Annotated in this window: 13 protein-coding genes; 4 read left to right on the plus strand and 9 right to left on the minus strand. The window is 61.3% G+C overall.

The window, feature by feature from the left end; genetic code table 11:
• Positions 1 to 40: 40 nt before the first annotated feature.
• From Q6A47_RS20440 to Q6A47_RS20450, 3 genes are all read right to left on the minus strand, one after another.
• On the minus strand, positions 41 to 958 hold the full coding sequence (locus Q6A47_RS20440) for a type III secretion protein (protein WP_304485214.1): 918 nt from the start codon (positions 956 to 958) through the stop codon (positions 41 to 43).
• A 58-nt stretch (positions 959 to 1,016) separates the two neighbouring features.
• Positions 1,017 to 1,226, minus strand: coding sequence for a type III secretion system major pilin HrpA (locus Q6A47_RS20445; protein WP_029612820.1), 210 nt, complete (start codon positions 1,224 to 1,226; stop codon positions 1,017 to 1,019).
• A gap of 94 nt (positions 1,227 to 1,320) precedes the next feature.
• The gene (locus Q6A47_RS20450) at positions 1,321 to 2,247 is read right to left on the minus strand and encodes a sigma 54-interacting transcriptional regulator (RefSeq protein WP_304485215.1); all 927 of its coding nucleotides are present in this window, start codon (positions 2,245 to 2,247) and stop codon (positions 1,321 to 1,323) included.
• Positions 2,248 to 2,659: 412 nt separating this feature from the next.
• Between Q6A47_RS20450 and hrpB the strand changes: the two genes are divergently transcribed.
• Positions 2,660 to 5,182, plus strand: a complete 2,523-nt coding sequence (gene hrpB, locus Q6A47_RS20455) for an ATP-dependent helicase HrpB (protein ID WP_304485216.1) — start codon at positions 2,660 to 2,662, stop codon at positions 5,180 to 5,182.
• A gap of 25 nt (positions 5,183 to 5,207) precedes the next feature.
• Here hrpB and Q6A47_RS20460 read toward each other — a convergent pair whose 3' ends face one another.
• The 4 genes from Q6A47_RS20460 to Q6A47_RS20475 form a co-directional block, all read right to left on the minus strand.
• A complete protein-coding gene (locus tag Q6A47_RS20460; RefSeq protein ID WP_304485217.1) occupies positions 5,208 to 5,399 on the minus strand; it encodes a hypothetical protein in 192 nt (63 codons plus the stop codon).
• Positions 5,400 to 5,580: 181 nt separating this feature from the next.
• On the minus strand, positions 5,581 to 5,766 hold the full coding sequence (locus tag Q6A47_RS20465) for a hypothetical protein (RefSeq protein WP_304485218.1): 186 nt from the start codon (positions 5,764 to 5,766) through the stop codon (positions 5,581 to 5,583).
• Positions 5,767 to 5,778: 12 nt separating this feature from the next.
• Entirely contained in the window at positions 5,779 to 6,090 is a 312-nt protein-coding gene (locus Q6A47_RS20470; protein ID WP_304485219.1) for a hypothetical protein, read from the minus strand.
• 106 nt (positions 6,091 to 6,196) lie between these two features.
• Entirely contained in the window at positions 6,197 to 6,853 is a 657-nt protein-coding gene (locus tag Q6A47_RS20475) for a YciC family protein (protein ID WP_304485220.1), read from the minus strand.
• 150 nt (positions 6,854 to 7,003) lie between these two features.
• On the opposite strand from Q6A47_RS20475, the gene Q6A47_RS20480 reads away from it, so the two are divergent.
• The 3 genes from Q6A47_RS20480 (at position 7,004) to proS (ending at position 10,016) form a co-directional block, all read left to right on the plus strand.
• Positions 7,004 to 7,747 (plus strand): DUF2076 domain-containing protein, encoded by a 744-nt coding sequence (locus tag Q6A47_RS20480; RefSeq protein ID WP_304485221.1) that lies wholly within the window; start codon positions 7,004 to 7,006, stop codon positions 7,745 to 7,747.
• 105 nt (positions 7,748 to 7,852) lie between these two features.
• On the plus strand, positions 7,853 to 8,332 hold the full coding sequence (locus Q6A47_RS20485) for a LabA-like NYN domain-containing protein (RefSeq protein ID WP_039580479.1): 480 nt from the start codon (positions 7,853 to 7,855) through the stop codon (positions 8,330 to 8,332).
• Positions 8,333 to 8,525: 193 nt separating this feature from the next.
• Positions 8,526 to 10,016: a proline--tRNA ligase gene (proS, locus tag Q6A47_RS20490; RefSeq protein WP_039580477.1), complete on the plus strand. Its 1,491-nt coding sequence runs from the start codon at positions 8,526 to 8,528 to the stop codon at positions 10,014 to 10,016.
• A gap of 8 nt (positions 10,017 to 10,024) precedes the next feature.
• Here the strand turns inward: proS and Q6A47_RS20495 are convergent, their stop codons facing one another.
• On the minus strand, positions 10,025 to 11,251 hold the full coding sequence (locus Q6A47_RS20495) for an MFS transporter (protein ID WP_304485222.1): 1,227 nt from the start codon (positions 11,249 to 11,251) through the stop codon (positions 10,025 to 10,027).
• The gene (locus tag Q6A47_RS20500; protein ID WP_304485223.1) at positions 11,238 to 11,990 is read right to left on the minus strand and encodes a class I SAM-dependent methyltransferase; all 753 of its coding nucleotides are present in this window, start codon (positions 11,988 to 11,990) and stop codon (positions 11,238 to 11,240) included. The genes Q6A47_RS20495 and Q6A47_RS20500 overlap by 14 nt, the downstream gene beginning before the upstream one ends.
• Positions 11,991 to 11,997: the final 7 nt, after the last annotated feature.

Below are 11,997 nucleotides of genomic sequence, written 5' to 3' on the forward strand. Positions count from 1 at the left end.
CTCCAATCGGGTTGGGGCGTAGCGAAAAGGGCGCGGCCGTTCAGGCGCACATCAGCCGCAGCACGTTGCGGGCACTGCCGGTCACGCTCAGATGGAATTCGACGGCCTCGCGGCTGCGTCTGACGCGGCGGCGCGCCAGTGGGGCCTGCCCGGCGAGGCGGGCCAGTGCCAGGTCCAGTTGCTCCAACGCCAACTGGAACAGCCGGACTTCGCGATCCTGCAGCGGCGTGCCCAGGGCGATGCGCTCGGTCCAGGTGCCGGCGTGTCCGTCGGCGGCGGCAGGCGACGGGTAGCGTTGCGGGTGTTGATCCATGAAGCCTGCGACTTCGAACAGCAGGTCCTGATCGTCCGAGGCGTAGTGCGCCTGGCCGGTACGGTCGTCGAGGTCCAGCAGCACCAGCAGCTTGCGTCGACCCAGCAAGGCGATGAGCCTGAGCAGCAAGCGCAGACTCGCGCGGCTGCGGTCCAGCGCACCGCCGCTCTCCCAGGCGCTGAACAGGGCGCCGCAGAACGGGTTGTTGGCGCTGCCGAAATCGCTCTGGTTGCCAATGTCGTTGTCACCCAGCGGCGGCCTGCGCGGGGCGAGCATCTGCGCCAGGTCGCCGAGCAGGTCTTCATCGCAATAGGCGTCGTCGATGTCCACTTCCAGGTTCTGGCCGGTACCGCCGTTGATTTCTTCCAGGATGTCCGTGAGGACCAGGTTCAGCGGACTTTGCGTGGGCAGCGCCAGGTCCTGCTGGGGCGGTTGCCAGGCCAAAGGCGAGCGCCCGCCTGCGCCAGCATGTTCGGCGCCCCAGCGCAGCAGCGACTCCTTCAGTCGGCCGCTGCCGGCATGGCGGGTGACGTGCTCGGTCAGCGCATCGGCCACGCGCTGGGTGACCGAGTCGCGGCGCGGCGTGTGGGCGTCAGGCTGCAGGGCAGCAGGGGGGCGAAGGCTGTTCAGCCGGTCGATAGGCATGGGTCTGATCTCATCGCGCTCGAAGAGACCCCGCCGCAGCGGGGCTTGAAGCGGGTCGTCAGAAGCGTATGTTCTTGGACGCCTCCCCCATGGCCGTGATGGCCTTGGTGGCGCTGTCCATGGACTCGGCCGAGATGGCGTTCATGGTGTCGGCGACCAGTTTCTGCTGGTCGAATTGGGATTTCATGGTCGTCATCGCGGCCGAGGTCGCATCCATCTGCTGCATGGCCGCCATGGAGGCCGCAAGAGAAGCTCCACCAAAACTCATAGTCGTGTCTCCGGATCGGTTGAATGGCGAGACGCGTGTGACTGTCTCGAAACCTGGGTGGCCGTTCAGCTACAAACGGTTCCACGCCGGTCACTCAACTCGTCGAAATTTCCAGGCACTTCATCCGGTAGTAGAGCGTGCGCCGGGCGATGCCCAGCTCGGCGATGACGGTGTCGATATGGCGGTGGTGACGGCGCATGCAGTCTTCGATGAGCACTTTCTCGAACTGCTGCAACTGCTCTTTCAGGTTGAGCGTGGCGCTGCTGCAACGCTCCGCCAGTTCAGCGCGCGGCAGCGGCGGCAGGCCGAGCACGTAGCGCTTGGCAGCCGATTGCAGTTCGCGGATGTTGCCCGGCCAGGCGTGGCCGACCAGGTGTGACAGCAACCCCGGCGAGGGGGCCAGGTAGGGCCGGTCCAGGGCGGCGGCTTCGCGCTTTACCAGTGACAGGAACAGCGGCACGATGCGTTCCCGACGGCTGCGCAGCGGCGGCAGCTTGAGGCTGACGATGTTCAGCCGGAAGTACAGGTCGCGGCGAAACTCTCCGCGTTCGACCATCTCTGCCAGCGGGCACTGGGCCGACGCGATCACCCGCATGTTCACTGGAATGCTCTGGGTCGAACCCAGCCGTTGGACGGTCCGTGATTCCAGCACCCGCAGCAGCTTGGCTTGCAGCGTCAGAGGCATGCTGTCGACTTCGTCCAGGTACAGCGTGCCGTTATGCGCCGCCTCGACGAACCCCGCGCGGCTCTGGCTGGCACCGGTGAATGCGCCGGAGTTGGCCCCGAACAGTTGGCTCTCGGCCAGGCTCTCGGGTATGGCGGCGCAGTTGATGGCGACGAACTTGCCGGAGCGCCCGGACATGCGGTGGATCTTCTCCGCCAGCGTGTCCTTGCCCGTCCCGGTTTCCCCGCGTAACAGCACGTCGACCATCAGCGGGGCGACGCTTTGGGCAAAGGCCTCAAGGTTCAGTGCATCCTCTTTATAGGTCGTGGAAAGTGCAGCGCAAAGCAGCTTCGGCATCACTGACGACTCCATTCTTGTTCTCATCGGAGGTCGGTAGATTCTCGATCAAGGCACGTGGAAAACTCCCGCGCCGCGGCATGACCGAACTTCAGACCCATCCCGGCTTGCTACGCAGGCTTAGAGATTTGCATGAAAAAAAGTTCATGGGCTCTAGCGCAGAAGTTCAACGTTTCAGCTAAACGGTGCAGCACATGGCTTTCACGAAAAACTGACGTTTTTTTCGCATTTGCACCGTCGGTCGAGCTAGGTCATTGAAATAGCAAGGAATAAAAACCAATTGACCATATCTTGACTGATTGGTCACTTATGTGACTGCGCCGCTTGCCGAGTACATGACCGTTGGTCACTTTCAATGAAGCAAATGCCCTCTGTCGATTCGATATACTCCTGCGCTTGTTCGGGAGACCTTATGCCACCGCTGCCAATCGATGCCGCCTTGCCGGCCCTTCTCAAAGCCCTTCAAGCGCGCGACGAGGTAGTGCTGCAAGCCCCGCCAGGCGCGGGCAAGACCACCCGCGTGCCGCTGGAGCTGTTGAATGAAACGTGGCTGGCCGGACAGCGCATCGTCATGCTCGAACCGCGCCGCCTGGCGGCGCGGGCGGCGGCTGAGCGTTTGGCGAGTGAGCTGGGTGAGAAGGTTGGTGAGACTGTCGGCTACCGAATTCGCCTTGAAAGCAAGATAGGCCCGCGCACCCAGATCGAGGTGGTCACCGAAGGCATCCTGGCTCGCCGGCTCCAAGATGACCCTGCACTGGATGGCGTGGGCGTGGTCATCTTCGATGAGTACCACCTTCGAAACCTTGACTCTGACCTTGCGCTGGCTCTGTGCCTGAGTGCCCGCGAACTGCTACGTGATGAGCCTCCGCTGAAGCTCCTCCTGATGTCCGCAACGCTGGAAGGCGCTCGCCTTTCAAAGGTGCTGAATGATGCGCCTGTGGTCACCAGTGAAGGGCGGATGTATCCGGTTTCGACGGTTTGGGGTAACCCCTATCAGCCGGGTGAGCGAATCGATGCGCGAGTCACGGACACCTGCTTGACCGCCATCGATGAACAGTCGGGAAGCGTTCTGGTTTTCCTTCCTGGGCAGGCAGAGATTCGGCGTGTGGCGGAAGACCTCAAGGAGCAGCTCAGCAGCCGTCCAGACGTGAGCGTATGCCCGTTGTACGGTGACCTCGACCTGAACGCCCAGCGTGCTGCTATTGACCCAGCACCCAAAGGCTCCCGGAAGATCGTACTGGCCACCAACATCGCCGAAACCAGTTTGACCATCGAAGGCGTCAGGGTCGTGGTGGACAGTGGTCTGGAGCGAGTGCCGAAGTTCGATCCTCGCAGTGGGATGACCCGACTCGACACCCAGCGTATCTCGAAGGCCAGTGCTACCCAGCGTGCTGGGCGGGCAGGGCGCCTGGAGCCAGGTGTCTGCTATCGCCTGTGGTCGGAGTCGCAACACGAGCAAATGGCTGGCTACAGCACGCCTGAGATCCTGCACGCGGATCTCGCCGCCTTGGCACTCCAGTTGGCCAGGTGGGGAATGAAGCCGGAAGAGATGACCTGGCTCGACCAACCTCCATCAGCTCCGTTCGGCCAAGCCAGAGACCTGCTCAAGCGCTTGGGTGCACTCGACGATGCTGGACAGCTCACACCGCACGGTTCGGCGATGAGCGAGCTCCCAGCGCATCCACGTATCGCCCACCTGCTCATCAAAGGCAATGCGATGGGCTTGGATGACCTGGCGTGCAACATCGCGGCGCTGCTCGGTGAGAAGGACATCCTCCGTGGAGCCGGTGCTGACCTTCACACCAGGTTGAGTGCCCTGTCAGGCGAGCAACATTCACGTCGTAGTGGTAGTTCCTTCCAGCGGGTGAAGCAGTCTGCTCGGCAGTACCAATCCCTGCTGCGCGGGAAGGCCTCCAGCCCTGTCAGCGAGCCCGATCATCCAAGATGGGTAGGTTGCCTCCTGGCGTTCGCCTACCCTGATCGAATCGGCCTGCAGAGGCGTGCAAGTGCATCCGAATACCGTCTCTCCAATGGTCGTGCTGCGGTGTTCTCAGAGCCCGATGCTCTCACTAAGCACGAGTGGCTGGTGGTGGCCGATCTGGGTAGCCGGCAAGGGCAGCGTGAGGAACGGATCTATTTGGCGAGTGACCTCGATCCGGTTCTGTTCGATGACGAGCTGATTGACCTTGTGAGGTCTGTCGATGAGGTCGACTGGGACGAAAGGGAAGGTGTTCTGAAGGCTGAGCGGCAGTTGAAGGTTGGGCAGCTGATCTTGTCGACGAAAGCCCTGCCGAGTCTTGATGAGCAAACCCGTTCGCTGGCCCTGGTCAACCTGGTGAGGCGCAAGGGCATCGAGCTCCTGCCGTGGAGCCCCGAGCTACGGCAGTGGCAGGCGCGGGTCGACCTACTGCGTCAGCTGGATGTCCAGAGTGGCCAGGCAGAAAGTAAGTGGCCAGATCTCAGCGATGCCAACCTTCTCGACACGCTGGAAGAGTGGCTCACGCCGTACCTGGGTAAAGTCACGAGGCTCAGCCACTTCAGCCAGCTGGATCTGTCTTCGATGGTCAGAAACCTGCTGCCTTGGCCGCTTCCACAGGAGCTGGACGCCCAGGCGCCTCAGGCGATCCAGGTGCCGTCAGGCTCGAATATACGTATCGACTACTCGCAGCATCCACCGATCCTCGCAGTGCGGCTGCAGGAGCTGTTTGGCCTGGCAGAAACACCACGCATAGCCCAGGGCAAGCAGCCGTTGATTCTGCATCTTCTGTCGCCGGCCCGTAGGCCGGTGCAAGTTACACAGGATCTTGCCAATTTCTGGCGCAGCACCTACGCGCAAGTGAAGAAAGATCTTAAAGGCCGATACCCGAAGCACTACTGGCCGGACGACCCGCTGGTCGCCGAGGCGACCGCGCGGGCCAAGCCCAGGAAGTCCTGACCCCGCGCGGGCCGTGCCGCCTCACTTAGAAGCTGTAAGCCACCGACATCAGCGCCGTGCGCTCATCGCCCACCGCCACGGCTTGGGCCAGGCCTCCGGCGTAGTAACGGCGGTCGAACACGTTCTTGAGGTTGAACGCGGTGCGCCACTGGTCGTTGCTGTCGCAAAGCAGGCCGTGGACCCGCAGCGCGGCCTTGCTGTTCTCCGACAGCAGCATCCCCCCTCGAAGGTGCCCTGGCGGTAATCATGGCTGCCACAGCTCATGCCCAGGGTGGCGAAGGCCTCTGGCTTGGGGCGCAGTCCGTCGAGGCATAGGCAGTCGGAGGCCACTGGGGCGCGGAGGATCACCGCGCTCCGGCTCTCCTGAATAGGCGCTCGTCCTGTACGACGCTCTGGGTTCAAGCCTGGCGCAGGACGAAGGTCTGCACCTGGCCCTCGAGGGGGTTCAGCCACTGCGCCCGCTGGCCGTTACGCATTTTGTTGCCTGGCCGTATCGCCACCCGCTGTCCGAGGTGGTCTCGCAAGTGGCAGAGCAAGCCCGATTCGTCCATCGCTAGCGGCTCGATTTTCCAGGGCTCGGTCACGTCAGCTACCCACTAGAACCCCAGGAAGCCATTGATGCTTATGCCAAGGCGCTTGGCCGAGCCCTGGCCGCTGCTGTCGCGGGGTGAACCCGGCAGGGTGATGTCGAAATACAGTCTGTCGCTGCTGCTGTGGTGAAACACGAAGTCCATGGCGGGGCTTTGTCCATCGCTACTGACCTGCAACCAGCCATCTTCGGCGATGCCGGTCCAGCTGAAACTGTCGTCCGAGCGGCTCAGGCGCAGGGGCTTGAGGCTGCGCGCACTGTTGAGATAAAGCTGGGCGCGGAAAGAGCGGCCATACAGGGCGAGAATGTCTGAATGCATGGTGAGCGGCTCGGAGTAGGGAAGAGGCCCCAGACTAGAGGGCCGCTTGCCGAGGCGGCAGGGTCAAAAGCTTCAACCTGTACCCCACCTGCACAGCGTCGATGAATCACGCGTGAGCCTTGTCCTCCAGCAACATGAACAGCCGATACAGCACCACGCTGCTGAACAACTGCAGGAAGCCGCTGAGGCTGTCCAGCGCCAGTTGCACGCCAGGCTGCGGCTCGGGGAAGGCCATCAGCAGCAGGCCGTCGAGCAGCCACAGCGGCGCCAGTACCGCCAGCACGCACATCAGGATGCGCAGGAAGTGGCCGGTGGTCATGCGTGCGCTGGTGCGCATCGACTCGATCACGGGTAGTCCGCGCAGTACCAGCAGGTATTCGGCGAACACCAGGTTGATCATGATCCAGATGCCGGGGAACACGAACAGCGCCAGGCCCGCCATGATCAGCAGCGAGCTGATCAGGATGAGCAGGGCCAGGGCTGGCCACAGCTGCACGGCGCGGGCGAACAGGTCGCGCTTGCGGGTGTTCAGGCCGTGGCTGCGGGTGTCCAGATAGAGGATCAGCGCGGCGCTGTACAGCGGGTAGAACAGCAGGCTGACCAGCATGCCGTAAGCCGGCGAGGCGCTGTCGCCCATCTGGCGATAGAGCAGCTGGGTGAACAGGGCTTCGAGCACCACCAGCGGCAGGCACAGCTGCACGATGCTGGTGAAGTGGCGGCGGAAGAAGTACAGGGAGTCACGCAGGATGGTCAGCGGGTTCATCGGTTCGGATCGCAGGAAAAAAGCGGTGCGTCACTTTAGCCCAGCCGCGCCTGCCTGAAAAAACTTTCATCGCTCCGGCGATTGAATCCGTCGCTTGCTCGCCCCATCTTTGCAGGTGTCCGATGTTCCGCATGGCCCACGAGGTAGCCCATGAACACTGAAGAGCAAACCCTGATCGACGGCTTGTTCACCCGCATCAAGCAGGCCGAGGATCCGCAACAGCCGCGCGACGCTCAGGCCCAGGCGCGTATCGAAGAACACCTGCGCCAGCAACCGGCGGCGCCGTACTACATGGCCCAGGCGATCCTGGTGCAGGAGGCGGCGCTCAAGCAGCTCGACGCCCGTGTCAAGGACCTCGAGGCCCAGCTCAAGCAGGCGCGCGAGCAGGCGCCGGAAGCGTCGCGCAGCAGTGGTGGCTTCCTTTCCAGTATCTTCGGCAGCAGCCCGCGCAGTCCCGCCCCCGAGCCGCAACGGCCAGTGGCACCGCCTGCGTCTGGCGGTGGCTGGCGCGACCCGGCACCAGACCCGCAAGCCTACGCCCAGCCGCCGCAAGCCCAGGCCCAGGCGCAAGGCTTCGGTGCGGCGCCGGCACGCAGCGGCGCCAGCAGCTTCCTTGGCGGCGCCATGCAGACGGCGGCCGGGGTGGCGGGCGGTGTACTGCTGGCGCAAGGTATCAGCAGCCTGTTCAACCACAACTCGCAGCCCAACGAGGTGGTCGAGGTGATCCATGACGAACCGGCGCCGGCCAGCGACACCAGCGGCTGGAACGACCAGGACAGCCAGCGCCAGGTCGCCGACGACAGCAGTTGGAACACGGATCAGGGCGGCTACGTGGACAGCGACTACGACAGCGGCGGCGGCGGCTTCTTCGACGATGACGACACCTTCGTCTGAGCCTCAGGCATACTGACGCGAATTCCAGGGGCGCCCAGCGCCCCTTTTTTCGCGGCGCCAGGCCGCTGCCACGATTGAGCGCATTCCAGCGGGAGCGGCTGCCAGTTGAAAAAGATCGCCCTGTTCGCCGACGTCCAGAACCTCTACTACACCGTGCGCCAAGCCCATGGCTGCCACTTCGACTACAGCGCGCTGTGGTCGCAGGTCAGCGCCCAGGGCGAAATCGTCGAGGCGCTGGCCTATGCCATCGACCGCGGTGACAGCAAGCAGCAGCAGTTCCAGCAGATCCTGCGCAACCTGGGTTTCGAGGTGCGCCTCAAGCCCTACATCCAGCGCAGCGATGGCTCGGCCAAGGGTGACTGGGACGTGGGCATCACCTTGGATGTGTACGAAGCCGCCAGCCGAGTCGATCTGGTGGTGCTGGCCTCCGGCGACGGCGATTTTGACCAGTTGCTGGAGCGGGTGATGCGCCGTTTCGGTGTGCAGACTCAGGTCTATGGCGCGCCGGGCCTGACCGCTCTGTCGTTGATCAGGCAGGCGACACACTACGTGCCCATCGAAGGCTGTCTGCTCAAGCGACATTGATCACGTCGCAGTTTTGGGGGCTGTTTTCATAGTGCAGCAGCCGGTACGGTTCCCGAACATATGGGCCGATCGAATTCGTGGTGTGTAAACACACTTCGCTGAAATACGCGATGCAACTGTGAAGTGGCGCTCTGCCGCAGCGCGTCTATGCTGATGGTTTTACATTCCAAATCATCTGCTATGTAGAGCCTGTATGAAAACTGCAATCAAACCTACGCGAGCCGAGAACTTCCCAGAGTGGTATCAGCAAGTCGTCCTGCACGCTGAGATGGCTGAGAATTCGCCAGTAAGGGGTTGCATGGTCATTCGACCCTGGGGTTATGGTATTTGGGAACATATTCAGCAAGAACTGGACAGGCGTTTCAAGGAGACGGGCCATGTCAATGCTTACTTTCCGTTATTGATTCCATTGTCGTTTCTGCAGAAGGAGGCCGATCATGTCGAGGGCTTCGCCAAAGAGTGCGCAGTCGTCACCCATCATCGTCTGGAGCAGGACGCAGAGGGTGCTCTGGTCGCCGCCGGTGAACTCGAAGAGCCGCTGATCATCAGGCCGACCAGCGAAACGGTGATAGGCGCCTCATTTGCTCGCTGGGTACAGAGTTATCGGGATCTGCCATTGCTGATCAACCAGTGGGCCAATGTGCTGCGCTGGGAAATGCGGCCGCGCATCTTCCTGCGAACTTCGGAGTTCCTGTGGCAAGAAGGCCATACGGCCCATGCATGCAAAGAGGAGGCTCTGGAGGAAACTCTGAGAATGTTGAATATCTACGCGGACTTCGTCCACGACCACCTGGCGATTCCGGTCATCAAGGGCCTCAAGTGCTCCTGGGAGCGCTTTCCTGGCGCGGTCGATACCTACACCATCGAAGCCATGATGCAGGACGGCAAGGCGTTGCAGGCGGGTACGTCGCATTTTCTGGGGCAGAATTTCGCTAAAGCTTCCGATATCCGCTTCATCAATCGCGACGGTCAGCGAGCATTCGCCTGGACGACCTCCTGGGGGGTGTCCACACGAATGATCGGCGCAATGATCATGACGCACGGTGACGACGATGGTCTGCGGGTTCCACCCAAAGTGGCGCCCGTGCAGATAGTCATCGTGCCCGTCGTTCGCGATGAGTCGGACAGACAGTCGATCCTGGAGGCTTGCGACGTACTGCGCTCGCGACTGTCAGCGCAGCGCTGGGACGATCAGCCGGTACGAGCGCTGGTGGATAAACGAGAACTAAGCGGTGCGGACAAGAAGTGGTACCACATTAAACGAGGTGTCCCGATACGGGTTGAAATTGGCGCCAGGGAAGTTCTGGCAAGCACCGTGTCGTTAAGTCTTCGGACCGAGCCCAAAGAGGTTGAAAGTTCGACAGTCGAACACTTTATCCATAGCGTAAGTCAGCGACTTCAAGGGATACAGGACCGGTTATTGGAACAGGCCAGTCAGCGTTTACTGGAGCGGACGATCACTGTAACTTCATTGAGCGATTTCAAGCGAGCGTTCGAGGAAGAGCAGCAGACTGCGCCATTCGTACTGGCGCCTTTTGTAGATCATCCTCACGTAGAAGAGGGGCTCTCAGGCATGGGCGTCAGTGTCCGTTGTCTGCCCCTGCAACAAACAGGCGATACACACCATTGTTTATTCACTGGGCAACCGACCCAGACAATGGCGCTATTTGCCAAGTCCTACTGAACCTAGGCTCACCGTCCGTCACCGTGCTCGTCGACGAGTACGGTTGGGCGGATTTTCCGACTGTGTCGCAGCAATATACCCCCGCCTGTGGCGAGCAATGTCAGAAGATAAATCAACAGCCAGATCGGGCTTGCCTGAGAAAGGATCAGCCCGGCCACCAGCGGAGTGGAAGCGGCACCCAAATACGTTAGATTCTGCGAGCTGTAGTAGGCCCCGGCCCGGTGTGCCGGCGCGATCTCAGTGATGAACAGAAATTCGACAGGTTGCACGATGATTTCGCCGACGGTGAATATCAGCGTGAACAGTATCCATCCCACCAGTGTGCTGGACGTGCCGAAGCCAACGAGCCCAATGGCAAAGGCCACCAGGCACAGTCCGATCCAGCGCGCGAAATGTTCAACTGAGACGTGACGGCCCAACACATATTGCAAGCAGGCGGACGTCAGCGCGTTAGTGATGAAGACGACATTGATGATTTCGTACATCTGCTGGACCGAGTAGCGCGTCAGCAGATATTGGCCGATGTAGAGATGAAACTGGCCAAACACGCCTGCGAGCAAGATAGTCGCCAGCGTGTAGGTCAGTAATGTTCGGTCTGCGACCATGCTCCTGAGGGTCGACCGCATCGTTTCCTGGGGGGTGGAGTCGTCGCTGCCAGAGTCGCTTGGCTGCCAGGGGAGAAAGATTGCAGCCATCAACAGTGAAGCCATGACTGCGCACAGTAGTAGCGGATTTCCGCCGAGGCTGTGCAACCAAAGGCCCATCAATGGCCCGACGGCGTAGGCGATGTTGGTCAGGCTGTACTTCACCGAGAGGACGCCTGCCGTCTGATGCGCACCGAACCAGCGAGCGATGCACAGACGCACCGCAGTCTCCGAAGCCAGGTACGCCAGGTTCAGGATCAGACACAGCATGAACGCGACGATCAACGAGTCGCACAGTTGCAGTCCCACATAGGCCGCGCTTTGCAGCAGGGGTGAAAGTACGATCACCCACTTGGGCCCTAGCCGATCGGTCAGCGCTCCCGCCACTAAGCTCACCAGTGAACTGAACAAGACAAAGCCAGCGATGAACAGTCCTATTTGGTCCACTGCGAGGCCGAAGTTGACCTTCAAGTACACCAGGAAGTAGGCCATGAATGCGGCACGCGCCAATGTCGGCAAGGCCGACAAAGGAACGATCAATCCACGGCCGTGAAACAGCGACGCAAGCGCCAGAGGTTTAGATAACGCCATGGACGACACGCGTTGAGTACCGAAGCGATACTTGACTTTGCACCTGGAATTGACGATGAAGCGCTTGCAGGGCTGCAATCGCAGCTTCGTACTCGGCGGTTCCCGGCAACGCGGCGTACGAGCACGACAAGGTTCTGTCGATGAATTCATCAATTCCCAACTGCTGGGCATTGGCAAATCTGCGTTCTTCGAACTGCCCAGCGTAGAAGTCGTTCACGCGGTCCTCGAGTTCCCGGTCGATCTCGAGCGTCTGTGCATAGTGCTCGAAGCTCTGTGCGAGCATGGCTTCATAAGCGATATGGAAGGCGTCGTGGTCAGGGCTTCTGATGTTCCACGCCAGTATGACCGGTCCGCCGACGTTCAGGATTCGGCGAAACTCCTCAGCCGCTCGCCGAGTATCGAACCAATGGAAGGATTGCCCGCACACAATTGCACGGGCCGAGCCTGGGGCCAGTCCGGTGTCTTCGGCAGATCCCTGTCGATAGTCTGCGTTCTGGTCACGGTCACGCGCTTGAGCGAGCATCTGACGATTGGGTTCGATGCCGATCATGGGGAGCCCTAAAGCGCCAAGCTGGCGGGTGAGAATACCTGTGCCTGCACCGATATCGACAATCGGTAGCGTGGACAGGCGTGGAACGCACTGATTGATCCACGTGATCGCGGCACTGGGGTAGAGCGGTCTTGCGCGCTCGTACACGTCAGTTTTGCCGTTGTAGGACTTCGCCAATGAGAGGGTCATGGGTCCG

This window comes from Pseudomonas boreofloridensis, from assembly GCF_030580795.1.
In the GTDB taxonomy this organism is placed as follows: domain Bacteria; phylum Pseudomonadota; class Gammaproteobacteria; order Pseudomonadales; family Pseudomonadaceae; genus Aquipseudomonas; species Aquipseudomonas boreofloridensis.